This is a genomic window from Lelliottia wanjuensis (assembly GCF_030238365.1).
GTDB lineage: Bacteria > Pseudomonadota > Gammaproteobacteria > Enterobacterales > Enterobacteriaceae > Enterobacter > Enterobacter wanjuensis.
Window position 1 is genome coordinate 125,071 of the sequence record NZ_JASSOT010000001.1, and the last position, 23,169, is coordinate 148,239.

The 23,169-nt window shown below is 56.5% G+C and carries 25 protein-coding genes; 13 read left to right on the top strand and 12 right to left on the bottom strand.

All coding sequences use genetic code 11. The features are described from left to right. Positions 1 to 31: 31 nt before the first annotated feature. On the bottom strand, positions 32 to 1,150 hold the full coding sequence (locus QQF33_RS00635) for a GGDEF domain-containing protein (RefSeq protein ID WP_285157198.1): 1,119 nt from the start codon (positions 1,148 to 1,150) through the stop codon (positions 32 to 34). A gap of 201 nt (positions 1,151 to 1,351) precedes the next feature. On the opposite strand from QQF33_RS00635, the gene zntB reads away from it, so the two are divergent. From zntB to dbpA, 3 genes are all read left to right on the top strand, one after another. Next, positions 1,352 to 2,335, top strand: coding sequence for a zinc transporter ZntB (zntB, locus tag QQF33_RS00640; protein ID WP_282492918.1), 984 nt, complete (start codon positions 1,352 to 1,354; stop codon positions 2,333 to 2,335). A gap of 274 nt (positions 2,336 to 2,609) precedes the next feature. Next, on the top strand, positions 2,610 to 2,762 hold the full coding sequence (gene ynaL, locus QQF33_RS25830) for a proline-rich small protein YnaL (protein WP_285154199.1): 153 nt from the start codon (positions 2,610 to 2,612) through the stop codon (positions 2,760 to 2,762). Positions 2,763 to 2,820: 58 nt separating this feature from the next. Further along, a complete protein-coding gene (gene dbpA / locus QQF33_RS00645; protein WP_282492919.1) occupies positions 2,821 to 4,194 on the top strand; it encodes an ATP-dependent RNA helicase DbpA in 1,374 nt (457 codons plus the stop codon). 46 nt (positions 4,195 to 4,240) lie between these two features. On the opposite strand, the gene ttcA is transcribed toward dbpA, so the two are convergent. From ttcA to nifJ, 4 genes are all read right to left on the bottom strand, one after another. Then, a complete protein-coding gene (ttcA, locus tag QQF33_RS00650) occupies positions 4,241 to 5,176 on the bottom strand; it encodes a tRNA 2-thiocytidine(32) synthetase TtcA (RefSeq protein WP_285157199.1) in 936 nt (311 codons plus the stop codon). Positions 5,177 to 5,310: 134 nt separating this feature from the next. Then, entirely contained in the window at positions 5,311 to 5,436 is a 126-nt protein-coding gene (locus tag QQF33_RS00655) for a hypothetical protein (protein WP_285146411.1), read from the bottom strand. 36 nt (positions 5,437 to 5,472) lie between these two features. Beyond that, the gene (locus QQF33_RS00660) at positions 5,473 to 5,685 is read right to left on the bottom strand and encodes a KTSC domain-containing protein (protein ID WP_282492924.1); all 213 of its coding nucleotides are present in this window, start codon (positions 5,683 to 5,685) and stop codon (positions 5,473 to 5,475) included. Positions 5,686 to 5,949: 264 nt separating this feature from the next. Continuing rightward, on the bottom strand, positions 5,950 to 9,474 hold the full coding sequence (nifJ, locus tag QQF33_RS00665) for a pyruvate:ferredoxin (flavodoxin) oxidoreductase (RefSeq protein WP_285157200.1): 3,525 nt from the start codon (positions 9,472 to 9,474) through the stop codon (positions 5,950 to 5,952). Between the two features lie 267 nt (positions 9,475 to 9,741). On the opposite strand from nifJ, the gene QQF33_RS00670 reads away from it, so the two are divergent. Then, positions 9,742 to 10,008 carry a putative hemolysin gene (locus tag QQF33_RS00670; protein WP_282492926.1) on the top strand — a complete coding sequence of 89 codons (267 nt, stop codon included), beginning with the start codon at positions 9,742 to 9,744 and terminating at the stop codon, positions 10,006 to 10,008. On the opposite strand, the gene hslJ is transcribed toward QQF33_RS00670, so the two are convergent. From hslJ to QQF33_RS00690, 4 genes are all read right to left on the bottom strand, one after another. Beyond that, positions 10,009 to 10,422, bottom strand: a complete 414-nt coding sequence (gene hslJ, locus QQF33_RS00675) for a heat shock protein HslJ (RefSeq protein ID WP_285148904.1) — start codon at positions 10,420 to 10,422, stop codon at positions 10,009 to 10,011. 129 nt (positions 10,423 to 10,551) lie between these two features. Further along, positions 10,552 to 10,680, bottom strand: a complete 129-nt coding sequence (locus QQF33_RS00680; protein ID WP_282492928.1) for a DUF2474 domain-containing protein — start codon at positions 10,678 to 10,680, stop codon at positions 10,552 to 10,554. Next, a complete protein-coding gene (gene cydB / locus QQF33_RS00685; RefSeq protein ID WP_285146415.1) occupies positions 10,680 to 11,690 on the bottom strand; it encodes a cytochrome d ubiquinol oxidase subunit II in 1,011 nt (336 codons plus the stop codon). The genes QQF33_RS00680 and cydB overlap by 1 nt, the downstream gene beginning before the upstream one ends. After that, positions 11,690 to 13,096: a cytochrome ubiquinol oxidase subunit I gene (locus QQF33_RS00690; RefSeq protein WP_285148903.1), complete on the bottom strand. Its 1,407-nt coding sequence runs from the start codon at positions 13,094 to 13,096 to the stop codon at positions 11,690 to 11,692. The genes cydB and QQF33_RS00690 overlap by 1 nt, the downstream gene beginning before the upstream one ends. 428 nt (positions 13,097 to 13,524) lie before the next feature. Here QQF33_RS00690 and ymcF point away from each other — a divergent pair, with 428 nt between their 5' ends. The 7 genes from ymcF to patD all read left to right on the top strand — a co-directional run bounded on the left by ymcF (position 13,525) and on the right by patD (position 20,868). Beyond that, complete coding sequence (gene ymcF, locus QQF33_RS00695; RefSeq protein WP_285148902.1) at positions 13,525 to 13,716, top strand: cold shock small protein YmcF; 192 nt, start codon at positions 13,525 to 13,527, stop codon at positions 13,714 to 13,716. 81 nt (positions 13,717 to 13,797) lie between these two features. Continuing rightward, the gene (locus QQF33_RS00700; protein WP_285148901.1) at positions 13,798 to 15,207 is read left to right on the top strand and encodes an aminotransferase-like domain-containing protein; all 1,410 of its coding nucleotides are present in this window, start codon (positions 13,798 to 13,800) and stop codon (positions 15,205 to 15,207) included. A 293-nt stretch (positions 15,208 to 15,500) separates the two neighbouring features. Continuing rightward, positions 15,501 to 16,646, top strand: a complete 1,146-nt coding sequence (gene ydcS / locus QQF33_RS00705) for a putative ABC transporter substrate-binding protein YdcS (RefSeq protein ID WP_285148899.1) — start codon at positions 15,501 to 15,503, stop codon at positions 16,644 to 16,646. Positions 16,647 to 16,663: 17 nt separating this feature from the next. After that, on the top strand, positions 16,664 to 17,677 hold the full coding sequence (locus tag QQF33_RS00710; RefSeq protein WP_282492933.1) for an ABC transporter ATP-binding protein: 1,014 nt from the start codon (positions 16,664 to 16,666) through the stop codon (positions 17,675 to 17,677). A 1-nt stretch (position 17,678) separates the two neighbouring features. Beyond that, positions 17,679 to 18,623 carry an ABC transporter permease gene (locus QQF33_RS00715; protein WP_285157201.1) on the top strand — a complete coding sequence of 315 codons (945 nt, stop codon included), beginning with the start codon at positions 17,679 to 17,681 and terminating at the stop codon, positions 18,621 to 18,623. Continuing rightward, positions 18,613 to 19,419, top strand: a complete 807-nt coding sequence (locus QQF33_RS00720) for an ABC transporter permease (protein ID WP_285146422.1) — start codon at positions 18,613 to 18,615, stop codon at positions 19,417 to 19,419. Before QQF33_RS00715 ends, QQF33_RS00720 begins: the two co-directional genes overlap by 11 nt. Before the next feature lie 24 nt (positions 19,420 to 19,443). Continuing rightward, on the top strand, positions 19,444 to 20,868 hold the full coding sequence (patD, locus tag QQF33_RS00725; RefSeq protein WP_285148895.1) for an aminobutyraldehyde dehydrogenase: 1,425 nt from the start codon (positions 19,444 to 19,446) through the stop codon (positions 20,866 to 20,868). A gap of 117 nt (positions 20,869 to 20,985) precedes the next feature. Here patD and QQF33_RS00730 read toward each other — a convergent pair whose 3' ends face one another. From QQF33_RS00730 to QQF33_RS00740, 3 genes are read right to left on the bottom strand one after another with little or no spacing between them, the layout of a single operon-like run. Continuing rightward, complete coding sequence (locus tag QQF33_RS00730) at positions 20,986 to 21,168, bottom strand: DUF1869 domain-containing protein (RefSeq protein ID WP_095282123.1); 183 nt, start codon at positions 21,166 to 21,168, stop codon at positions 20,986 to 20,988. Positions 21,169 to 21,172: 4 nt separating this feature from the next. Beyond that, positions 21,173 to 21,526: a DUF1971 domain-containing protein gene (locus QQF33_RS00735; protein WP_285146424.1), complete on the bottom strand. Its 354-nt coding sequence runs from the start codon at positions 21,524 to 21,526 to the stop codon at positions 21,173 to 21,175. A gap of 28 nt (positions 21,527 to 21,554) precedes the next feature. Next, the gene (locus QQF33_RS00740) at positions 21,555 to 21,881 is read right to left on the bottom strand and encodes a DUF1971 domain-containing protein (protein WP_282492939.1); all 327 of its coding nucleotides are present in this window, start codon (positions 21,879 to 21,881) and stop codon (positions 21,555 to 21,557) included. Between the two features lie 250 nt (positions 21,882 to 22,131). On the opposite strand from QQF33_RS00740, the gene QQF33_RS00745 reads away from it, so the two are divergent. Both QQF33_RS00745 and QQF33_RS00750 read left to right on the top strand, forming a co-directional pair. Further along, positions 22,132 to 22,305 carry a GhoT/OrtT family toxin gene (locus QQF33_RS00745; RefSeq protein WP_095284283.1) on the top strand — a complete coding sequence of 58 codons (174 nt, stop codon included), beginning with the start codon at positions 22,132 to 22,134 and terminating at the stop codon, positions 22,303 to 22,305. Between the two features lie 85 nt (positions 22,306 to 22,390). Then, on the top strand, positions 22,391 to 23,149 hold the full coding sequence (locus QQF33_RS00750) for an alpha/beta fold hydrolase (RefSeq protein WP_285148892.1): 759 nt from the start codon (positions 22,391 to 22,393) through the stop codon (positions 23,147 to 23,149). The last annotated feature ends 20 nt before the right edge of the window (positions 23,150 to 23,169 follow it).

The following is a 23,169-nucleotide window of genomic DNA, read 5'->3' on the forward strand; positions in this document are numbered from 1 at the left end:
GTAGCGCAAAAGCCTGGTTCGCCAGGCTTCCTTATTTATAGCGGTTTCGTCCTTCCTGCTTCGCCTGATACAGCGCTTTGTCGGCTCCGGCAATCAGCTCACGCGCGGTCACGCCGGGCTGCCAGAGCGCCAGCCCCTGACTCACCGTCACCCGGTCGCTCACCAGCGAGGCGGCGTGAGGAATATTCTGCGCCTGGAGTATGGCGGCGATGTTCTGCGCGGCAGTTTCCAGGGCGTTCGCATCCGCGTCAGGCAACAGCAATACAAACTCCTCCCCGCCAAAACGACCGACAATTCCGCTGGATGTCAGCGCAGCCGATTCCAGCGCCCTGGCAATCGCCGTCAGACACAGATCGCCTTTCTGATGGCCGTAATAGTCGTTGTAGAGCTTAAAATGATCGACATCGAGCATGATCAGCCCAAAGCTGTTTCCATCCTGCTGATGGCGAAGAATGGCCTGATCCATCTGCGCTTCAAAGGAGCGGCGATTTGCAATTCCGGTGAGCGGATCGTGGTTCGCCAGCAGGCCCAACTGTTGTATCAGGTCGGCGTTTTCCTGCTCGCGGCGCAGGGCCAGCATGAACCAGCGGTTGAGAATGCGCCTGCCAGATTCAATCAGTCCCGCCAGAAATATCCACTGCAAACCGTTCATCACCGTCAGGCCATCGCGGTAAAAAAGTGAGGTGATGAGGATGGTCAGCCAGATGGGCAGGATAAAACTCAGCAACACTTTCGGGTCAAAGTAGAGCGAAATCAGAGCGGTGAAAAGCAGCAAAGCGGCGGAGGGGAAGATAATCCGCACATCGTTGCTGACAATCAGCACAAAGAAACAGCCCGCCCAGCACAGGCTGAGGCCTATCACCGTCCACTTTGCCAGGCCACCCAGCCACTGTGCATTTTGCAGCGGGGCCATGCGCATGATGAATAACACGGCGGCGGAGAGCGTCAGGTCGATAACCATCATGGTTTCGAGCAGCGCGGCGGGATGGTGGAACAGCACTTCCGACTGGGACGCAGAGAAATAGTTACGTCCGAGGATGAAGGAGGAGAACATCATGTTCACCCACAGGAACCAGGTCACGCTGGTTTTAATGGCGATGGTCCGCATTTCTGCGAGACGAACATCGAAGGCCGCACAGGGCTTTTTCATCGTCACACTCATCAAGGATACATTTGAAAACAAATTGGCAGCATTTGCGTAACTCTACTGTTTTGCATCTTGCTGTCCAGTGATTAGAGTAGGAAAAGGGCTAATTCATGAACGAATTCAGCGCTATGCTGGCGTTAGATGTTGAATAACCTTGCGGGAAGGCTAGACTGACGATGATCATGACGAAAAGGTGGAGGCGCTGTGGAAGGCATTAAGGGATCGGACGTGAACGTTCCGGATGCAGTATTTGCGTGGCTGCTGGACGGCAAAGGTGGGGCGCGACCGCTGGAAGATAGCGATGTCATCGACAGCGAGCACCCCTGCTGGCTGCATCTGAACTATACCCATCCGGACAGCGCACAGTGGCTGGCGACAACGCCCTTGCTGCCAAACAGCGTGCGGGATGCGCTGGCGGGAGAAAGCCTGCGTCCGCGCGTCAGCCGTCTCGGGGAAGGGACATTAATCACTCTGCGCTGTATCAATGGCAGCACAGACGAGCGGCCGGATCAGCTGGTCGCCATGCGTCTGTATATGGATGAGCGTCTGATTGTCTCCACCCGGCAACGCAAAGTGCTGGCGCTGGACGATGTGGTCAACGATCTGAAAGAGGGGACCGGGCCGGAGGGTTGCGGCGCCTGGCTGGTAGATACCTGCGATGCGCTGACCGATCATGCGAGTGAATTCATCGAAGAGCTGCACGATAAAATTATCGACCTCGAAGATAACCTGCTCGATCAGCAAATTCCGCCGCGCGGTTTTCTCGCGCTGCTGCGCAAACAGTTAATCGTGATGCGCCGCTATATGACCCCGCAGCGCGATGTTTACGCCCGCCTCGCCAGCGAGCGTCTGCCGTGGATGAACGATGACCATCGACGTCGCATGCAGGATATCGCCGACCGCCTCGGACGCGGGCTGGATGAGATCGACTCCTGTATTGCCCGCACAGCGGTAATGACCGATGAAATTGCGACGGTGATGCAGGAGTCGCTGTCGCGCAGAACTTACACCATGTCGTTAATGGCGATGGTATTTTTGCCCAGCACCTTTTTGACCGGGCTGTTCGGCGTCAACCTCGGGGGCATTCCCGGCGGGGGTTATCGGTTCGGCTTTTCCGCTTTTTGCATCATGTTAGTTGTTTTGATTGGCGGTGTTGCGTGGTGGTTGCATCGTAGTAAATGGCTGTAAATTTACACTTTTTCCGCGGCGTTCCGGCTTCAAAAGGCAATTTTGTTTGAGCGAAGTCAATAAACGGCTACCCCGTTCGGTGCAGTATTACTCCCGCAGGTGAATGCAACGTCAAGCGATGGGCGTTGCGCTCCATATTGTCTTACTTCCTTTTTTGAATTACTGCATAGCACAATTGATTCGTACGACGCCGACTAAATTAGTCGGCTTTTTTTTGCCTCCAGAACCTCAGCGTCTACCCTAAAAGGGTCACCCCGATAAACTGGAGGGAAACATGAGCTTCCTGCTTTCACTGCTTCACATGCATATGACGCTGCCAGACTCGATACCTATCGATCCGGTGCCAGTCCCCGATCCGATCCCGCGCCCGCAGCCCATGCCGGACCCGCCGCCGGATGAAGAACCGATTAAATTGTCGCATCGGTAGCGCAGATCTGCGAGGATACGCGCCAACTGACTGTGATTTTTTACCTTGAGAATACATTGTGACCGCTTTTTCTACGCTGAACGTTCTGCCTGCCGCCCAACTCGATAACCTTAACGAGTTGGGATACCTCGCGATGACCCCTGTACAAGCTGCCGCGCTTCCGGCGATCCTGGAAGGAAAAGACGTTCGCGTGCAGGCCAAAACCGGCAGTGGAAAAACGGCCGCATTCGGCCTCGGTCTGCTTCAGCAGATCGACGCGGGCCTGTTCCAGACCCAGTCGCTGGTGCTTTGCCCGACGCGCGAGCTGGCGGACCAGGTGGCAGGGGAGCTGCGTCGTCTGGCGCGTTTCCTGCCGAATACCAAAATTCTGACCCTCTGCGGCGGCCAGCCGTTTGGCGCGCAGCGCGACTCGCTGCAGCATCCGCCACATATTATTGTTGCCACCCCTGGCCGTCTGCTCGATCACCTGCAAAAAGGCACCGTTTCGCTGGATGCCCTGCAAACGCTGGTGATGGACGAAGCGGACCGCATGCTGGATATGGGTTTCACCGACGCCATTAATGAAGTGATCCGCTTCGCACCTCCGTCCCGCCAGACGCTGCTGTTCTCCGCCACCTGGCCGGAAGCCATTGCCGCGATCAGCGGTCGGGTGCAGAACAACCCGGTCACCATTGAAATTGATACCGTGGACGCGCTGCCGTCCATCGAACAGCAGTTCTACGAAACCTCGCGCAACGGCAAAATCCCGCTGTTGCAGAAACTGTTGAGCAAACATCAGCCAGCATCCTGCGTCGTCTTCTGTAATACCAAGGTAGATTGTCAGGCAGTATGTGACGCGCTGGAAGAGGCGGGGCAGAGCGCCCTTGCGCTGCATGGCGATCTGGAACAGCGCGACCGCGATCAGACGCTGGTCCGTTTCGCTAACGGCAGCGCACGCGTGCTGGTGGCAACGGACGTGGCAGCCCGCGGGCTGGATATTAAATCTCTGGAGCTGGTCGTGAACTACGAGCTGGCGTGGGATCCGGAAGTGCACGTTCACCGCATCGGCCGTACGGCGCGTGCGGGTAACAGCGGTCTGGCGATCAGCCTGTGTGCTCCGGAAGAGGCGCAGCGCGCGAATATTCTCTCTGAAATGCTGCAACTGAAACTGAACTGGATGCCTGCTCTGGGCAGCATCGCGATTGCGCCGCTGGCCGCTGAAATGGCGACCCTGTGCATCGACGGCGGCAAGAAAGCCAAAATGCGTCCGGGCGATGTGTTAGGCGCGCTGACCGGTGATATCGGTCTGGATGGGGCAGATATTGGTAAAATCGCGGTGCATCCGGCGCATGTCTACGTGGCGGTACGTCAGAAAGTGGCGAACAAGGCGTGGAAACAGCTGCAGGGCGGGAAGATTAAAGGCAAAACCTGTAAGGTTCGTTTGCTGAAATAAGTCATAAAAAAAGCGTCTCAGATTTAATATCTGAGACGCCTGAGTTTTACTTCACTTCTAAGACGTTCAGTCGCATTTCAGCCAGCTGAGAATCATCTTCTTCCGGCTGCCAGCCCGCTGGCTGCATCGGGATCTCTTCGCGATCGAACGCCAGATCGCCACCATCAACCACTTCTGAACCGTGCTTAATGCCTTTGAAATCGAACAGTTCGGTGTCGCACAGGTGTGAAGGCACCACGTTTTGCATCGCGCTGAACATGGTTTCGATGCGGCCAGGGTAGCGTTTATCCCAGTCGCGCAGCATATCGCCAATCACCTGACGCTGGAGGTTCGGCTGGGAGCCGCACAGGTTGCAAGGGATAATCGGGTATTCGCGCGCCTCGGCAAAGCGTTCAATGTCTTTCTCACGGCAGTAAGCCAGCGGACGAATAACGATGTGTTTACCGTCGTCGCTCATCAGCTTCGGTGGCATGCCTTTCATTTTGCCGCCGTAGAACATGTTCAGGAACAGGGTCTGCAGAATGTCGTCGCGGTGATGGCCGAGGGAGATTTTGGTCGCGCCCAGTTCGGTCGCGGTGCGATACAGAATGCCGCGGCGCAGGCGTGAGCAGAGAGAGCAGGTGGTTTTTCCTTCCGGAATTTTGTCTTTCACGATGCCGTAGGTGTTTTCTTCGACAATCTTATATTCGACGCCCTGTTGCTCCAGGTATTCCGGCAGAATGTGCTCCGGGAAGCCCGGCTGTTTCTGGTCAAGGTTGACCGCCACCAGCGAAAAGTTCACCGGTGCGCTTTGCTGCAGATTGCGCAGGATCTCCAGCATTGTGTAACTGTCTTTACCACCTGACAGACAGACCATGATGCGGTCGCCTTCTTCAATCATGTTGAAGTCTGCAATGGCTTCACCCACGTTGCGGCGCAGACGCTTTTGCAGTTTGTTCAGGTTGTATTGTTCTTTCTTGTTAATTTCTTGATTTTGCGACATGTAATAGTGGCTCAATTCGTTCGTGGCTAAAGCCGCGCGTGCAATCATGGTGAACATGAGAAAGTGTGGCGTGTATGGTACGGATTCCGGGGGAGAAAGTCAGCACGTTTTAACGATGACGGGAGTCGAGCCTGTTAATCCGCTTCCAGCGCCTGCAGAAATTCACTGAGATGATGCATGACATTGCCGAAATCAAAGATTAACGCCATCCACAGGCAGGTTAAAAAAGCGAGTGCAGCCATCGACAAACGGGTAAACACGGCGACTATCCTTGAGTGCGGGTTGGGCGATAGATTTCAGTATATCGGGATTTCCTTAAACTTCCCCTTTACGACCCCATCATAAAAGCGGCCTTTTGACACCACCTGCAAAAAATCATTATAGATGCGCACCGGCACCTGCTGATACTGCAGCGTCCGGCGGTCGAGAAAGCGGATTTCCAGCGTGGCGCTGCGCTCATCATAGCCAATGGAGGCGATGCGTGACGATCTGACGGGATGATGGACCATGATGATTTGTCCCTTACAGCTTGAAACAGGAGATTTATCATCTAACACGCGTCGCAGGGGCGCAACTCGTTCGTTTTTTAAAATAATTGCGATGAATGCAATTCATTGAATCATATGAAATAAAAATTATTCAACGGCAGCGGGGAAGGGTAGAATTAGCGCTGTTATATGCCTTTAAGATTCTTAATCCGTTAATGAATTGATTTAGCTATCATCCAAAATTGACAGGATATGCCCGGAGCTGATGCCCCGGGCTTTTTTTTATCACTCGCTGGTCGATTTCTCGCCTTTCCCTGCCATCTGCGCCAGGAAGTCATAGCGTTTTTGCAGATCCGCTGCCGCGTCTTTCCACAGCTGCTCGGCCACTTCTGGTTGCTGAGCATTGAGGCGACGGAAGCGTTGTTCCTGCATCAGGGTTTCTGCCAGGGCATCCGACGGCGGACGGGAGTCCAGCGCCAGCGGCAGTTTTCCTTCATCGGCACGACGCGGGTCGAAGCGATACAGCGGCCAGAAGCCGGTTGCGGTGAGCTGGCGCATCTGATCGTGGCTCAACGCCAGATCGTAGCCGTGCTCTTCGCAAGGGCTGTAGGCGATGATCAGTGACGGACCCGGATAAGCTTCCGCCTCCTGAATCGCTTTCACGGTCTGGTTCAGCTGTGCGCCTAGCGAAATCTGCGCGACATACACATGACCGTACATCATCATGCTCACGCCCAGGTCTTTACGCGCTTTGCGTTTTCCGTGTTCGCCAAACTTGGTGACTGCCCCCAGCGGTGTTGCTTTCGACGCCTGGCCGCCGGTGTTGGAATAACACTGGGTATCGAGCACAAGAATGTTGACGTTTTCCGTCAGGCTCAGGACGTGGTCCAGACCGCCGAAACCAATGTCATACGCCCAGCCGTCGCCGCCAATCAGCCAGATCGACTTCTCGACCAGCGCGTCGGCGTCCGTTAACAGCTGCTGCGCGCCCTCCACACCCTGAAGGTGCTGGCGCAGCTCGGCCACCTGCTCACGGCGCACTTCTGGCGTCGCGTCGCTGTGCAGGGCTTCATTCAATTCAGCCGGGAGCTTATCGGCGAACTGTTCCAGCAGACGCATCACCCGGGCGCGATGCTGGTCGACCGTCAAACGGAAGCCCAGCCCGAACTCGGCGTTATCTTCAAACAACGAGTTCGCCCACGCCGGGCCGCGACCGTTCGCATCCGTGGTGTATGGTGTCGAAGGCAGGTTACCGCCGTAAATAGAGGAACAGCCGGTGGCGTTGGCGATCAGCATACGGTCGCCGTACAGCTGGGTGAGCAGCTTGATGTAAGGCGTTTCGCCGCAGCCGGAGCAGGCGCCGGAGTATTCGAACAGCGGCGTGATCAGCTGGGAAGTCCGGATATCAATACGCTCGAGCTTGCTGCGGTCGATTTCCGGCAGGTCGAGGAAGAAGTCGTAATTCACTTTCTCCTCTTCGACATGCTCCAGGCGCGACATCATATTGATGGCTTTGATTTCCGGATTCTGACGATCTTTCGCCGGGCACACTTCGACGCACAGGTTGCAGCCGGTGCAATCTTCCGGTGCGACCTGCAGGACATATTTTTGACCGCGCATATCGCGGGATTTCACATCCAGCGAGTGCAGGCTGGCCGGGGCGTTTTCCATATCCTCAGGAGAAACCACTTTGGCACGAATGGCCGAGTGCGGACAGGCCGCGACGCAATGGTTGCACTGCGTACACAGCTCTTCCTTCCAGATCGGGATCTCTTCGGCGATGTTACGTTTTTCCCAGCGGGTGGTGCCCACCGGCCAGGTGCCGTCCGGCGGCAGAGCGGAGACGGGCAGGGCATCGCCAAGACCGGCCAGCATCGCGGCGGTAACGGTTTTAACAAAATCAGGCGCAGCGTCAGAGACCACCGGCGGACGGTTAGCGCTGCTGGCATTGACTGGCTGAAGCGGGATTTCGGAAATCGATTCGCGCGCCAGGGCCAGCGCCTGCCAGTTACGCTCGACCAGATCCTGGCCTTTGCTGCTGTAGCTTTTGGCAATCGCGCCCTGCAGTTCCGCCAGCGCGCTGTCGCCCGGCAGAATGTTGGTCAGGTGGAAGAAGGCCATCTGCATGACGGTGTTGATACGCGCCGCCAGACCGCATTCGCGGGCGATTTTTGCCGCGTTGACGGTAAACAGACGGGCCTGTTTCTGGTTCAGCACCGCCTGCACTTCCTGCGGCAGGCGAGACCAGACTTCGTCGGCGTTGTACGGGGTATTAATCAGGAAAATTCCGCCCGGTTTCAGGCGTTCGGCCATCTGATATTTATCGATAAATTGCAGCTGGTGGCAGCCGACAAAATCTGCCTGCGACACCAGATAGGCCGAGCGAATCGGTTTTTCGCTGACGCGCAGATGCGAAACGGTCAGGCCGCCCGCTTTTTTGGAGTCATAGACGAAATAACCCTGGGCATACCACGGCGTGGAGTTCCCGATAATTTTGATGTTGTTCTTGGTGGCCGAGACGCTGCCATCGCTGCCCAGACCGTAGAACAGCGCTTCGAGTTTAGAGGTCGAAGGCAGCGTGTTTTCCGGCAGCAGCAGGGAGAGATTGGTCACATCGTCATAAATGCCGACCGTAAAGCGTGGTTTCGGTTTGGCTTCGCTCAGCTCGTTGAACACCGCCATCACGCAGTCCGGCCCGAACTCTTTCGACGATAGGCCGTAGCGACCGCCAATCACGCGCGGCAGCGTTTCACGTTCGCCGCAGTTAAAGGCCTCGGCCAGGGCGGTCATCACATCCAGATACAGCGGTTCGGCGTGTGCGCCCGGCTCTTTGGTGCGGTCGAGCACGGCAACGTAACGAACGCTTTCCGGCAGAACGGAAAGCAGATGTTTTGCCGAGAACGGACGATACAGACGCACTTTCAACACGCCGACCTTTTCGCCGTGGGATAGCAGCTCGTCAACGACCTCTTCACAGGTACCAATCGCAGAGCCCATCAGCACAATTACGCGCTCGGCCTGCGGGTGGCCGTAGTATTCAAACGGCTTATAGTCGCGTCCGGTAGCGGCGGAGAAATCGCTCATCGCCTGCTCGACGTGATCGTAGACCGCGTTGTACCAGGGGTTGGTGGCCTCACGTGACTGGAAATAGGTGTCCGGGTTCGCGGAGGTGCCGCGAATGACCGGATGCTCCGGGTTTAGCGCGCGGGCGCGGTGAGCATCGATCTCCGCCTGCGGCATCAGGTCCAGAATCGTATTGTCCGACAGCGGGACAATTTTATTGATTTCATGCGATGTGCGGAAACCGTCGAAAAAATGGATAAACGGCACGCGGCTTCTGAGGGTCGCGATGTGGGAGATCAGCGCGAAGTCCTGGGCTTCCTGCACATTGCTGGCGCAGAGCATGGCGCAACCGGTCTGGCGGACCGCCATCACATCGGAGTGATCGCCGAAAATCGACAGCGCGTGCGTGGCGACGGTACGAGCTGCGACGTGCAACACAAATGGGGTTAACTGTCCCGCCAGCTTGTAGAGTGTCGGGATCATCAGCAGTAAACCCTGCGACGAGGTAAACGACGTCGAGAGGGCACCGGTTTGCAGCGCGCCGTGCACCGCGCCGATGGCACCGGCTTCCGACTGCATCTCAACAACCCGAGGAACATCGCCCCAGACGTTTTTTAGCCCGTTGCCCGCCCAGGCATCAGCCTGCTCCGCCATGGTCGAACTTGGTGTAATGGGGTAGATGGCGATAACTTCGCTGGTGCGAAACGCGACGGACGCGGCCGCGCCATTACCGTCAATAGTGATCATGTGACACCCTTACATTGCGCAAAAAAGAGGGACCCGTGAAACGTCGACGAGTCCTGTAGTTATATCCTTATTTTAGCAAAGCTCGGGCTTTCCGATTTTCGCTTTTGTGTCCTCGGTATTCCTGGCATCAATGTGTAGATCAACTTTCTGGCAAAAAAATCGCAAGATTTTGTTTCGGCGGTGCATAAATACGCAGTTCCGCTCTCGACGGGGCGGCGTGTGATGCCTATTATGCTTAGGTTTCGCAAAATGTATGGGGAAGAGAGAATGCGTTCAGCGTTTTGGGTAGGGTGTGCGGCGTTACTGTTGTCTGCATGCAGCAATGAGCCGGTTCAGCAGGCGACCGCGGCACATGTTCCGCCGGGAATGAAAGCCGCAATGTCCAGTTCGGGTGAAGCCAGCTGTGCGATGGTGGGCGGTTCGTTATCCGTTGCCCGTCAGCTTGATGGGTCTGCTGTCGGGATGTGCGCATTACCCAATGGCAAACGCTGCAGTGAACAGTCGCTTGCCGTGGGCTCTTGCGGCGCTTACTGATTAGTTTGCGCGTTTAAACATCAGCGTTTTTTCGGCTGTGGCCAGCGTGAGCTGATCCTCAGTCAGGTCTACCTGCGCGCCTTTGCTCAGCATATCGCCGATCGTGGCATCCAGCTCATTAAGCTGCGGCTCGGTGCAGAGTTTGCGCGTCATCGCCATGCCTTTGACCTTGAGTTCGCCCTCAGACAATTTCCCCTGGCCGCTGAAGCGGTTGCACATCACGCCAGAGACGGCCATTTTCTCGCCAAAGCTCATTTCTGGCGGTACGGCGCTGGGTTTGATCGCCACACCGTTCACGCTTTCCAGCACAAAACGATGCCCTTCAAGTTGTCCTGCCTGCACAGAGGCCTTTCCGGGATTTACACACCCGGCCAGCGCCAGGGAAAACAGGCTTAACGCCACGAGCTTTTTCATATTGCTTCTCAAACTATAAACACAATGAATATATCTGGATATTTTAACGATACCCTGAGGATTGTCATGGGTGTTTATCTGAAAGTGCGAGAAGGCCGGGCAGGGCGCGCCGCCCGGCTGTGGGAATAATTAATGTGATTTAAAGCCTGCGGCGGTCATCAGAATGCGGAAGAACATCCCGACGGCGGCCAGCGCCAGCACGCTGCCCCCCCAAATAATGCCCAGCCACATCAGGCGTTTCCAGATCGGTTGTTGCATCAGTGATACCCCTCCCCATGTTGAACTTTTCCGCGAAACACGTAGTAGCTCCAGAACGTGTAGACCAGGATAATTGGGATAATCAGCAGGGCACCGACCAGCATAAAGCCCTGGCTTTGCGGCGGTGCCGCGGCCTGCCACAGCGTGATCGACGGCGGAATAATGTACGGCCAGATACTGATCCCAAGCCCGCTGAATCCGAGAAAAATCAGCCCCAGCGTCAGGACGAAGGGCGCGTTGTGGCTCTCGGTATCGTTGAGCTTTTTCCACGCCCAGCCGCTCAACACCACGACAAGCACCGGGACAGGCAGCAGGAAAAAGAGGTTCGGCAGGCTGAACCAGCGTTCGGCGATAGCCGGGTGCGCCAGCGGCGTCCAGAGGCTAATGGCCGCGATAACCAGCAGCAACACCACCAGGAGCTGTTTTGATACCTGACGCATTCTCGCCTGCAGCGGGTTCTCGCTTTTCATCACCAGCCAGGTTGCGCCGAGCAGGGCATACGCCACGGTCAGGCCGACGCCGCAGAACAGGTTAAAGAGCGTGAACCAGTCAAACGGCCCGCCGCTGTAGGCCCGGTTTGTCACCTCAAATCCGTTAATCACCGCGCCAACGACCACGCCCTGACTGAAGGTCGCCAGAATCGAGCCGCCGATAAAGGCTTTGTCCCAGAAGGGCCGATGCGCTGGAGTGGCTTTGAAGCGGAACTCAAAGGCCACGCCGCGGAAAATCAGGCCGATCAGCATCAACGTCAGTGGGATGGTTAACGCATCAATGATCACCGCGTAGGCCAGCGGAAACGCGCCAAACAGCGCTGCGCCGCCAAGTACCAGCCAGGTTTCGTTTCCGTCCCAGACCGGGGCGACGCTGTTGACCATCACGTCACGATCGTCCGCGTCGCGGGTGGTCGGGAACAGAATGCCGATGCCTAAATCGAAGCCGTCCATCACGATATACATCAGCGTGGCGAATACGATGATCACAAACCAGATAATGGAAAGATCGATGCCCATTATGGTTTCTCCTTAGTAACAAACTCAGGGCTGGCGGCAGAAAGCGGGCGAGCAGGGCGGCCATCGTTTTCCGTCGGGAAGGATTCATGTTCCTGCGGGCCTTTTTTGATGAGTCGCACCATGTAGCTGTAGCCGACGCCAAACACCGAGGTGTACACCACAATAAAGGCCAGCAGACTCACGCTCATGTGTAAGTCACCATGAGCGGAAACCGCGTCAGCCGTGCGTTGCAGGCCGTAGACCACCCACGGCTGACGTCCGACTTCGGTCGTTACCCAACCGGCCAGAATGGCGATCAATCCGGATGGCCCCATCAGCAGGGCGAACCACAGGAACGGGCGCGAGGTATACATGCGCTGTTTATAGCGCAGCCACAGCGCCGCCACGCCTAACAGCAGCATCAGCATTCCCAGGCCCGCCATGATGCGGAAGGACCAGAACACAATCGTCGAGTTCGGACGATCTTCTTTCGGGAAATCCTTCAGCGCCGGAACCTGTTTATCCAGGCTGTGCGTCAGGATCAGGCTGCCGAGCGCCGGAATTTCCAGCCCGTAGCGGGTACGCTCCTGCTCCATATCCGGCCAGCCAAACAGCAGCAACGGCGTCGGTTCACCCGGCGGGTTCTCCCAGTGGCCTTCGATAGCGGCAATTTTGGCGGGCTGATGTTTTAAGGTATTCAGGCCGTGCATATCGCCGACCATCGCCTGGATTGGCGCCACGATCAGCGTCATCCACAGCGCCATGGAAAACATATGGCGAATGGCGGGTGTGTTATTCCCGCGCAGCAGATGCCAGGCCGCAGAAGCGCCGACGAACAGGGCGCTGCTCAGGAAGGCGGCAATGGACATATGGAACAGGCGATAGGGGAAGGAGGGGTTAAACACCACGGCGAACCAGTCGACGGGCACCACCACACCGTTGATGATTTCATAGCCCTGCGGGGTTTGCATCCAGCTGTTCGACGCCAGGATCCAGAAGGTCGAAATAATGGTGCCCAGCGCCACCATACAGGTGGAAAAGAAGTGCAGGCCCGGCCCGACTTTATTCCAGCCAAACAGCATCACGCCGAGGAAACCGGCCTCCAGGAAGAAGGCGGTCAGCACTTCGTAGGTCAGCAGCGGGCCGGTAATACTCCCGGCGAACTGCGAAAAGCCGCTCCAGTTGGTGCCGAACTGATAGGCCATCACCAGCCCGGAGACCACGCCCATACCAAAGTTTACGGCGAAAATTTTCGACCAGAAATGGTACAGAGAACGCCAGACCGGGTTTTTGGTCTTCAGCCATAGCCCTTCGAGCACGGCCAGATAGCTGGCGAGACCGATGGTGATCGCCGGAAAAATAATGTGGAAGGATACGGTAAATGCGAACTGTATCCTCGCCAGATGAAAAGCATCTAAACCAAACATGCACAGCCTCAATGTCAATCGGTGTGGTGTTATGGTATAGGGCGCGAAATCGAACGAGCAGACGCAGAAACGGGATATTTATGTATAACAGTTTGCGAAAGTGGTGAGGTTTACTCATCTGATATAGTGAGTTAACCAGTACAAATGACTGATGATTTCGTTAAAAGTTCTGATTATATAAGTTTTCTTTTTTATCACTTTTCTTCATTTAAGGGCTTGCGTTGTTCTCTCCGCCGTGCGTTAATGCTTGCTCGGTTTGAAAGCCAAATAATATCTGACGTCGTCTCAAAGCATTTCTCATCACGTTGTGCCTCTCCGCAGCCTCTTGGGTCTTCTCTTTACACTCTGATTAGTTTTGTCTCAGACCACTATCGCCTTGAATGGCCCCAATTAGCTTATTTACGTTTTTACGTTGACTGGAGAATCCTATGATTTCTTACATCCATTTTCGTTGCCCATGCTGTCATGGCTCGCAGTACCGCACATCCATTTTTGATGTGTCCGAAAAAAATCCACACGGTGCGAAGTGCATTTTCTGCAAATCGTCCATGATGACCCTTGACCACCTGGCTGTCTCCTCTTTCCCGGAGCAAGCTCAGTACAGTCATCGTCCGTCATAACACCGCGCATACCATAACAGTTCATTAAAACTGCCAATTTTCTCCTGCTGATATACTATGTTGTGAAGCAAGGAGAGAAGAATGAAAAAATACCAGCGCCTGGCGCAGCAAATCATTTCGCAAATCGAACTTGGCGTGTGGTTGCCGGGAGATAAGCTACCGTCGTTGCGTGAGCAAGTTGCCAGCAGCGGCATGAGTTTCATGACCGTCGGTCATGCGTATCAAACGCTGGAAAGTCAGGGGCGAATCGTTGCTCGCCCACAATCGGGTTACTACGTTGCTCCGCGCCCGGTTAAGCAGCAGCCTGCGCCACCCGCGCAGGTGATGCGCGACGAAATGGTCGATATCAACACCTATATTTTTGATGTCCTGCAGGCCAGCCGCGACCCCTCTGTTTTACCCTTTGCTTCCGCTTTTCCCGACCCCAGACTGTTTCCGCTCCAGCAGCTCAACCGTTCTCTTGCCAACGTCAGCAAAACGGCGACCGCCATGAGCGTCATTGAAAATCTGCCGCCCGGCAACGTCGATCTCCGTCACGCCATCGCGCGCCGTTACGCGCAGCAGGGGATGAATATCTCCCCAGAAGAGATTGTGATCACCGCCGGTGCGCTCGAAGCGCTCAACCTGAGTTTGCAGGCCGTGACCGAGCCGGGCGACTGGGTGATCGTCGAAAACCCCTGTTTCTACGGCGCGCTGCAGGCGCTGGAAAGGCTGAAACTCAAAGCGCTATCTATCGCCACCGACGTGCGCGAAGGGATCGATCTGAATGCCCTGGAGCAGGCGCTGAACGACTACCCGGTAAAAGCCTGCTGGCTAATGACCAACAGCCAAAACCCGCTCGGGTTTACCCTCAGCGCCGAGAAAAAAGCGCATCTGGTGGCCCTCCTGACGAAGCATAACGTTACGCTTATCGAAGATGACGTCTATAGCGAGCTCTACTTTGGCCGCGAAAAACCGCTGCCCGCCAAAGCCTGGGACAGCCAGGACATGACGCTTCACTGCTCGTCTTTCTCGAAATGTCTGGTCGCCGGATTCCGCATCGGCTGGGTGGCGGCAGGCAAACATGCGCGTCGTATTCAACAGCTACAGCTGATGAGCACGCTCTCGACCAGCTCCCCGATGCAGCTCGCGCTGGTGGATTATCTCGCCACCAAACGTTACGACGCCCATCTTCGCCGCCTGCGCCGCACGCTGGCCGAGCGCAAACAGCAGGCGTGGCAATCCCTGATGCGCCATCTGCCCGCGGAAGTCAAAATTCACCACAACGACAGCGGCTACTTTTTGTGGCTGGAGCTGCCTGCGCCGTTAGATGCCGGAAAGCTCTCCGAACAGGCGCTGGCGCACCATATCAGCATTGCGCCGGGCAAGATGTTCTCTACCTCCGATGTCTGGACGCCATTCTTCCGCTTTAATACGTCGTGGGCGTGGGGTGAGCGGGAAGAACAGGCCGTTGTCCAGTTGGCAAAATTAATTAGCGCGATGCTGAAATAAGCCGAAAGGCTTATTTTTCACCGGCGTCATATTCCCGCATAAATAAACATTCCTTATCCTGTGACAGACATTGGGTTTATTCCCGGATGCCTGTCATAGGAAATCTGCATACCGCCGCTCGCCGCTAACTCCTTGTCTATAATCCAGTTAACAGGGAATGCGCCCTCTGTCACAACCTGATGAAATTTCCAAAGCCCGCAGGGTGCGGCGCATTTGCGCAGTCTACGTTTATTAAGGGAGATATTTTTACGGCATGGCTGCCGCCAAATTTCATTGCGACAGGAGTAAATCAAATGAGCAAAAAATTTGCCCGCAGCAGCCTGTGCGCGCTCGGCATGACGATCATGACCGTGCAAGCCGCAGAGCCGCCGAAAGAGATCGGCAAAGGCGAGGGAAGACTGGATATCATCGCCTGGCCGGGATACATCGAGCGCGGCCAGACGGATAAAAATTATGACTGGGTCACCCAGTTCGAAAAAGAGACCGGCTGTGCGGTGAACGTCAAAACGGCGGCGACCTCCGACGAGATGGTCAGCCTGATGGCGAAGGGCGGCTATGACCTGGTCACCGCATCCGGCGACGCCTCATTGCGCTTGATCATGGGTAAACGCGTGCAGGCCATTAACTCGGATCTGATCCCCAACTGGAAAACCATTGATTCGCGCATCGTCAAAGGCGAATGGTTTAACGTCGGCGGTAAAGTCTACGGCACGCCGTATCAGTGGGGGCCGAACCTGCTGATGTACAACACCAAAACCTTCCCGACGCCGCCGGACAGCTGGGCCGTGGTCTTTAAAGAGCAAAATCTCCCGGACGGCAAAACCAACAAAGGCCGCGTGCAGGCCTACGATGGCCCGATCTACATCGCTGATGCGGCGCTGTTCGTCAAAGCCACCCAGCCGCAGCTGGGCATTACTGACCCCTACCAGCTCACCGAAGCGCAATACTCAGCCGTACTGAAAGTGCTGCGCGATCAACACGCGCTTATTCACCGTTACTGGCACGATACCACCGTTCAGATGAGCGACTTTAAAAACGAAGGCGTAGTGGCCTCAAGCGCCTGGCCGTATCAGGCTAACGCCCTGAAAGGGGAAAACCAGCCGATTGCCACCGTCTTCCCGAAAGAGGGCGTGACCGGCTGGGCGGACACCACCATGCTGCACGCCGAAGCCAAACATCCGATGTGTGCTTACAAGTGGATGAACTGGTCGCTGACGCCAAAACTGCAGGGCGATCTGGCGGCGTGGTTTGGCTCTCTGCCGGTGGTGGCCGAAGGCTGTAAAGCCAGTACGCTGCTCGGCGAAAAAGGCTGCGAAACCAACGGCTACAACGAGTTCGACAAAATCATGTTCTGGAAAACCCCGATTGCAGAGGGCGGCAAATATGTTCCGTACAGCCGCTGGACGCAGGATTACATCGCCATCATGGGTGGCCGTTAATCACCCGGGAGCAGATCATGACGTACGCAGTAGAATTTAACGACGTCTCCCGTCTGTACGGCGACGTGCGGGCGGTGGATGGCGTCACCATTGGCATTCGTGACGGGGAATTTTTCTCCATGCTGGGGCCTTCGGGCTCCGGCAAAACCACCTGCCTGCGCCTGATTGCCGGGTTTGAACAGCTGAGCGGCGGGGCGATCACAATCTTTGGCAAAGAGGCGAGCGAGCTTCCGCCGTGGGAACGCGATGTGAACACCGTGTTCCAGGATTACGCTCTGTTCCCGCATATGTCGATTATCGACAACGTCGCTTACGGGCTGATGGTCAAAGGAGTCGACAAAAAGAAACGGCAGTCGATGGCGCGCGACGCGCTGGAAAAGGTGGGATTAGGTTTCGCGGAAAAGCGTAAACCGTCGCAGCTTTCCGGCGGTCAACGTCAGCGCGTGGCCATCGCCCGTGCGCTGGTCAATGAGCCGCGGGTTTTGCTGCTTGATGAACCCCTCGGCGCGCTGGATCTGAAACTGCGTGAGCAGATGCAGTTCGAGCTGAAAAAACTTCAGCAGGAGCTGGGGATCACCTTCATTTTCGTCACCCACGATCAGGGCGAAGCGTTGTCGATGTCCGACCGCGTGGCCGTGTTCAATAACGGACGCATTGAGCAGGTCGACACCCCGCGCGAACTCTACATGCGCCCGCGCACGCCCTTTGTCGCCAGCTTTGTCGGCACCTCTAACGTCTTTGATGCCGCCGTTGCCCGGCAGGTGTGCGGCATGGAGGGGATCTATTCGCTGCGCCCGGAACATATTCGCCTCAATGAGAGCGGAGATGTTCAGGTTCAGGGCGTGGTGCAGGCGGTGCAATATCAGGGGGCGGCGACGCGGTTTGAGCTGCGTCTCGCCGATGGCGCCAAGCTACTGGTCAGTCAGGCCAATCTGAGCGGAGCGAATATTCCGCTGGACGTGGCTCCGGGGCAGCAGGTGCTGGCCTCCTGGTCGCGCGAGGCGATGGTGCCCCTGCATGAGGAAAGGTGAGATGGATATGAGCGTTTCTCCTGCACCCTCATCCCGTGGCCCGGTCAGCCGGGTCACCACGCTGCTCTGGCGTAAACCCTCGCTCGGGCTGTTCCTGCTCCTGCTTGGCCCGCTGATGTGGTTCGGGATTGTCTATCTCGGTTCGCTGCTGACCCTGCTGTGGCAGGGTTTCTACACCTTCGACGACTTCACCATGTCGGTGACGCCGGACCTGACTTTCGCGAACATTCTGGCACTTTTTAACCCCGCCAATTACGACATCATCCTGCGCACGTTACTCATGGCGATCGCGGTCACCCTTGCCAGCGCCATTCTCGCCTTTCCGATGGCGTGGTATATGGCGCGCTACACCCGCGGCAAATGGAAAGCCTTTTTCTATATCGCGGTGATGCTCCCGATGAGGGCGAGCTACATTGTCAAGGCCTACGCCTGGACGCTGCTGCTGGCAAAAGATGGCGTCGCACAATGGTTTCTCGGCTATATGGGGCTGGAGCCGGTGCTGATGTCGGTCCTGACGCTGCCCGCGATTGGCGGCAATACGCTCTCGACCTCCGGGCTGGGGCGCTTCCTGGTCTTCGTCTATATCTGGCTGCCGTTTATGATCCTGCCGGTACAGGCCGCACTTGAGCGTCTGCCGCCATCGCTGTTACAGGCCTCGGCGGATCTCGGCGCGCGCCCGCGTCAGACCTTCCGCTATGTAGTGCTTCCGCTGGCAATTCCCGGCATTGCCGCCGGGTCGATATTTACCTTCTCGCTGACGCTGGGTGATTTCATCGTGCCACAGCTGGTCGGCCCGCCGGGGTACTTCATCGGCAATATGGTCTACGCCCAGCAGGGCGCGATCGGCAATATGCCGATGGCGGCGGCGTTCACATTAGTGCCGATTGTTCTGATATCCCTCTATCTGGCGTTAGTGAAACGTCTGGGAGCCTTCGATGCACTCTGAACGCGCGCATTGGTTCCTGAAAGTGGCGGCCTGGGGCGGGGTGATCTTCCTGCACTTCCCGCTCCTGATCATCGCCATCTATGCTTTTAATACGGAGGACGCGGCGTTCAGTTTCCCGCCGAAGGGGCTGACGCTGAAGTGGTTTAGCGTGGCGGCGTCGCGCAGCGATATTATTGATTCAGTGACGTTGTCACTTCAAATCGCCTCGCTCTCGACCGCTATCGCGCTGGTACTGGGCACGCTGGCGGCTGCGGCGCTCTGGCGCAGCGAGTTTTTTGGCAAAAACGCCATCTCGCTGCTGCTTCTGCTGCCGATTGCGCTGCCGGGGATCATCACCGGTCTGGCGCTGCTGACGGCGTTTAAAACCATCAATCTGGAGCCGGGCTTTTTCACTATTGTCACCGGTCACGCGACCTTCTGCGTGGTGGTGGTGTTTAACAACGTCATCGCGCGTTTCCGCCGTACCTCGTGGAGCCTGGTGGAAGCGTCGATGGATCTGGGCGCTGACGGCTGGCAAACCTTTCGCTACGTGGTGTTGCCGAATTTAAGCTCCGCCTTGCTGGCGGGGGGCATGCTGGCGTTTGCGCTGTCGTTCGATGAAATCATCGTCACGACATTTACGGCGGGGCATGAACGTACGCTCCCGCTGTGGTTGCTCAACCAGCTCGGTCGTCCGCGCGATGTTCCCGTCACCAACGTGGTCGCGCTGCTGGTGATGCTGGTGACAACCATTCCGATTCTGGGAGCCTGGTGGCTAACCCGCGACAACGAAAACGTGGTCGAAAGCGGGAAATAACTTTGATTTCAACAGGACAATGCTATGCAAAATCAACTGCTGATTAATGGTGAACTGGTCACCGGCGAAGGGGAAAAACAGCCGGTTTACAACCCTGCCACGGGTGAAGTGCTGCTGGAGATCGCCGAAGCCTCTGCCGCGCAGGTCGATGCGGCGGTGCGATCCGCCGATCGTGCATTTTCCGGGTGGGGTCGCACTACGCCGAAAGCACGTTCCGAGTGCTTACTGAAACTCGCAGATGTCATCGAAGAACATGCGGAAACTTTTGCGCGCCTCGAATCGCAAAACTGCGGTAAGCCGCTGCACTGCGTTATCAACGATGAGATCCCGGCGGTGGTGGACGTGTTCCGCTTCTTTGCCGGTGCGGCTCGCACGCTGAACGGTCTGGCGGCGGGCGAGTACCTCGACGGTCACACCTCGATGATTCGCCGCGATCCGGTTGGCGTGGTGGCCTCCATCGCGCCGTGGAACTATCCGCTGATGATGGCGGCCTGGAAGCTGGCCCCGGCGCTGGCCGCCGGGAACTGCGTGGTGATCAAACCCTCGGAAATCACGCCGCTGACGGCGCTGAAACTGGGTGAACTGGCAAAAGAGATCTTCCCGGCAGGCGTGCTAAATGTCCTCTTCGGACGCGGCAAAACCGTTGGCGACCCGCTGACCGGACACGAAAAAGTGCGCATGGTCTCGCTGACCGGCTCGATTGCTACTGGGGAACACATCATCGGCCATACGGCGTCATCGATTAAACGCACCCATATGGAGCTGGGCGGCAAAGCGCCGGTTATCGTTTTTGACGATGCGGATCTCGACGCGGTGGTGGAAGGCGTGCGCACCTTTGGTTTCTACAATGCGGGCCAGGACTGTACCGCCGCCTGCCGGATTTATGCCCAGAAAGGCATTTACAATGCGCTGGTCGAAAAACTCGGTGCAGCGGTGGCGACGCTGAAAACCGGCGCACCGGACGACGAGTCCACCGAGCTGGGGCCGTTGAGCTCTGCGGCGCATCTGGCGCGCGTCTCTCAGGCCGTGGATGCCGCCAAAGCGCTCGGTCATGTGAAAGTGGTGACCGGGGGCAGCAAAGTGGACGGGGCAGGCTATTTCTTCCAGCCTACGCTGCTGGCAGGCGCGAAACAGGAAGACGCTATCGTTCAGCGCGAAGTCTTTGGCCCGGTGGTGAGCATGACGGAATTTGACGACGAAGAGCAGGTGCTGGCCTGGGCCAACGACTCGCAGTACGGACTGGCGTCATCGGTCTGGACCAAAGACGTGGGTCGCGCGCATCGCATGAGCGCGCAGCTGCAATACGGCTGTACCTGGGTGAATACCCATTTCATGCTGGTGAGCGAAATGCCGCACGGCGGGATGAAATTATCCGGTTACGGGAAGGATATGTCGGTGTATGGGTTGGAGGATTACACCGTGGTTCGGCATGTCATGATTAAGCATTAGTGCCGCCCGGCAAAAAACGCATCAATTCCGTAGGCCGGGTAAGGCGAAGCCGCCACCCGGCAAAATCCCGCACCAAACTCTATGCCGGGCAACGCAAAGCCGCCGCCCGGCAATCATCTACCACCCGCACACATCATGCTCATTTTCTGTGTCATACGCGCGCACGGTATTCACCAAATCCTTCACGACATCCGCCGCGACATCGGGAATTAACAGCTCCATCGGGGCCTGTGTCTCGTAATCCACCGACACGCCGTTGCTGTTATTGGTGACGGTGACGGTATACGTTGCCTTGCCCATCTTCTTACTCCTTATGTGTATTAACGACTTTACCCAGGCCCGCGCCTTCAAGTTTTGCCTGCGGATCGGCGAAGAAATCAATACTGAACCAGGTATCGTCGGTCAGAAGCTCAATGCGGTGCCATTTTTGCGGCGGCGAAATGCCAAAGGATCCGGCTTCAATCACCACTTCCATATCGGGTTCGCTGGCGTCAGCGTCCGGGAAACCAAAATATTTCACCGCACCCTGCATCACCGACAGGCGACCGTATACGCCCGCTTTGGTGTTGTGATGGGTGAACAGGGCCTTCGGCGCGGAATCTTTGTTCCAGAAAGGGGTCGCACGAGTGTGAACATAATTTTCAGGAATACGTAGCATAGTGAGTTCCTTATAAGCGTTTACTTGCTCAAAGAGATTTCAGAACCTCGGGTTCAACAAAGAAGTCGACATTAAAAATCGTATCGTCGGTCATCGCTTCGATGTGGTGCCATTTTTCAGGTGGGAAAACGCCGAAATGACCGGCCTCGATAATGAGTTCGCTGTCAGGCTCAGGCGTGAATTCGTCGGCATAACCTAAGTAACGAATCGCTCCCTGGCTTACGGACAAACGGGGATAGACGCCCGGTCGGGTGCCACGATCAAGATGGCGCTGGAAAATGCCAGCAGGGGCGGTGTCCTTGTTCCAGAACGGGGTGGAACGGGTATGAATACAACTCGGCGGAATGCGTAACATAGTCTCTCCCTCTAAAGCCTGCTGTTATTACACCACTTTCCGGACAGGACAATTGTGCAAAATGTGCATTTAAAATGCAACTTTAAAGAGGTAGCAAAAGAGGTAGAAAAGGCAGGGGGTTAGCGCGAGAAAAATACTCCATTGTTATTAACCACATGATTTTGGTGGTTAATGTGTAACATTAAAACTTGATCTGTATCAACATATGACGCATATTGCGCGCGGTTATTTTATCGATCGGGTGCACAGAATGACGCTGTATCAAAAAATGTTGGTGTTTTACGCAGTCATGGCGGCGATTTGCGCCCTGATCACCTGGTTTCTGTCGAAAGACCGCAAGCGCATTCGTTTTCTGAGCGCATTTCTGGTGGGCTCAACCTGGCCGATGAGCTTCCCTGTGGCGCTGTTGATCTCGCTTTTCTGAAGCACGCTTCCAGATTTTAAAGACAAAATAGCATTCTGCTGCGCGTGACTGTATAAATACACAGTGCATCGTCAAAGGAGTGCTTATGAACAGTTTTTACTCGCAGCAGGCTGGCTGCACCGTCCGCTGGCAGGACCTCCCCGGTCATGGCGACCCCGTGGTATTTATTCACGGCCTCGGCTGCGCCTCTTCTTATGAATATCCCCGCGTAGTCTGCGATCCGCAGTTCGGTGCGCGTCGGGCCATTCTTATCGATCTCCCCGGCAGTGGCTACAGCGACAAACCTGAACACTTTAGCTATCGCACATGCGATCAGGCTCAGGTCGTTGTTGAACTCCTCACTCATCTCAATCTCGACGCTTTCTGGCTCTACGGTCACAGTATGGGCGGCAGCATTGCCATCGAAACCGCCACGCTGATTCAGCACCGTCTTCGCGGGCTGATTGCCTCGGAACCCAACTTTCACGCTGGAGGCGGAATGTTCAGCCGCGGAATTGCCGCCCAGGATGAAACCACCTTTATCGAGAGCGGATATGCCGCGATGCTGGCCGCCGAAACTTCGCCGTGGGCGGGGTGCCTGGGCAGTAATGCGCCATACGCCGTCTGGCGCGGGGCGTCGTCGTTGGTCGCAGGCGTTCAGCCCGACTGGGCCGCACAATTTCTGGCGCTGAAATGTCCGGTGACACTGCTGTTCGGCGAGCTGTCGCTCCCGGACGTAGAGGCGGCAGAGATGCAGCGACATGGCGTGAAGACGATCGTTATCCCCAGGGCCGGGCATTCGATGTCGTGGGAAAACCCTTCGGCGCTGGCAGGTGCGATCTCGGGCTGTCTTTCAGAAGGGTAACAGCCCGCAGCATCGCGGGC

Bases quoted from the DNA above. Each gene is read 5' to 3' on its own strand.
- QQF33_RS00635 (WP_285157198.1), bottom strand. From the start codon at position 1,150: ATGAAAAAGCCCTGTGCGGCCTTCGATGTTCGTCTCGCAGAAATGCGG.
- ynaL (WP_285154199.1), top strand. From the start codon at position 2,610: ATGAGCTTCCTGCTTTCACTGCTTCACATGCATATGACGCTGCCAGAC.
- ttcA (WP_285157199.1), bottom strand. From the start codon at position 5,176: ATGTCGCAAAATCAAGAAATTAACAAGAAAGAACAATACAACCTGAAC.
- QQF33_RS00660 (WP_282492924.1), bottom strand. From the start codon at position 5,685: ATGGTCCATCATCCCGTCAGATCGTCACGCATCGCCTCCATTGGCTAT.
- nifJ (WP_285157200.1), bottom strand. From the start codon at position 9,474: ATGATCACTATTGACGGTAATGGCGCGGCCGCGTCCGTCGCGTTTCGC.
- QQF33_RS00670 (WP_282492926.1), top strand. From the start codon at position 9,742: ATGCGTTCAGCGTTTTGGGTAGGGTGTGCGGCGTTACTGTTGTCTGCA.
- hslJ (WP_285148904.1), bottom strand. From the start codon at position 10,422: ATGAAAAAGCTCGTGGCGTTAAGCCTGTTTTCCCTGGCGCTGGCCGGG.
- QQF33_RS00680 (WP_282492928.1), bottom strand. From the start codon at position 10,680: ATGCAACAACCGATCTGGAAACGCCTGATGTGGCTGGGCATTATTTGG.
- cydB (WP_285146415.1), bottom strand. From the start codon at position 11,690: ATGGGCATCGATCTTTCCATTATCTGGTTTGTGATCATCGTATTCGCC.
- QQF33_RS00690 (WP_285148903.1), bottom strand. From the start codon at position 13,096: ATGTTTGGTTTAGATGCTTTTCATCTGGCGAGGATACAGTTCGCATTT.
- ymcF (WP_285148902.1), top strand. From the start codon at position 13,525: ATGATTTCTTACATCCATTTTCGTTGCCCATGCTGTCATGGCTCGCAG.
- QQF33_RS00700 (WP_285148901.1), top strand. From the start codon at position 13,798: ATGAAAAAATACCAGCGCCTGGCGCAGCAAATCATTTCGCAAATCGAA.
- ydcS (WP_285148899.1), top strand. From the start codon at position 15,501: ATGAGCAAAAAATTTGCCCGCAGCAGCCTGTGCGCGCTCGGCATGACG.
- QQF33_RS00710 (WP_282492933.1), top strand. From the start codon at position 16,664: ATGACGTACGCAGTAGAATTTAACGACGTCTCCCGTCTGTACGGCGAC.
- QQF33_RS00715 (WP_285157201.1), top strand. From the start codon at position 17,679: ATGGATATGAGCGTTTCTCCTGCACCCTCATCCCGTGGCCCGGTCAGC.
- QQF33_RS00720 (WP_285146422.1), top strand. From the start codon at position 18,613: ATGCACTCTGAACGCGCGCATTGGTTCCTGAAAGTGGCGGCCTGGGGC.
- patD (WP_285148895.1), top strand. From the start codon at position 19,444: ATGCAAAATCAACTGCTGATTAATGGTGAACTGGTCACCGGCGAAGGG.
- QQF33_RS00730 (WP_095282123.1), bottom strand. From the start codon at position 21,168: ATGGGCAAGGCAACGTATACCGTCACCGTCACCAATAACAGCAACGGC.
- QQF33_RS00735 (WP_285146424.1), bottom strand. From the start codon at position 21,526: ATGCTACGTATTCCTGAAAATTATGTTCACACTCGTGCGACCCCTTTC.
- QQF33_RS00740 (WP_282492939.1), bottom strand. From the start codon at position 21,881: ATGTTACGCATTCCGCCGAGTTGTATTCATACCCGTTCCACCCCGTTC.
- QQF33_RS00745 (WP_095284283.1), top strand. From the start codon at position 22,132: ATGACGCTGTATCAAAAAATGTTGGTGTTTTACGCAGTCATGGCGGCG.
- QQF33_RS00750 (WP_285148892.1), top strand. From the start codon at position 22,391: ATGAACAGTTTTTACTCGCAGCAGGCTGGCTGCACCGTCCGCTGGCAG.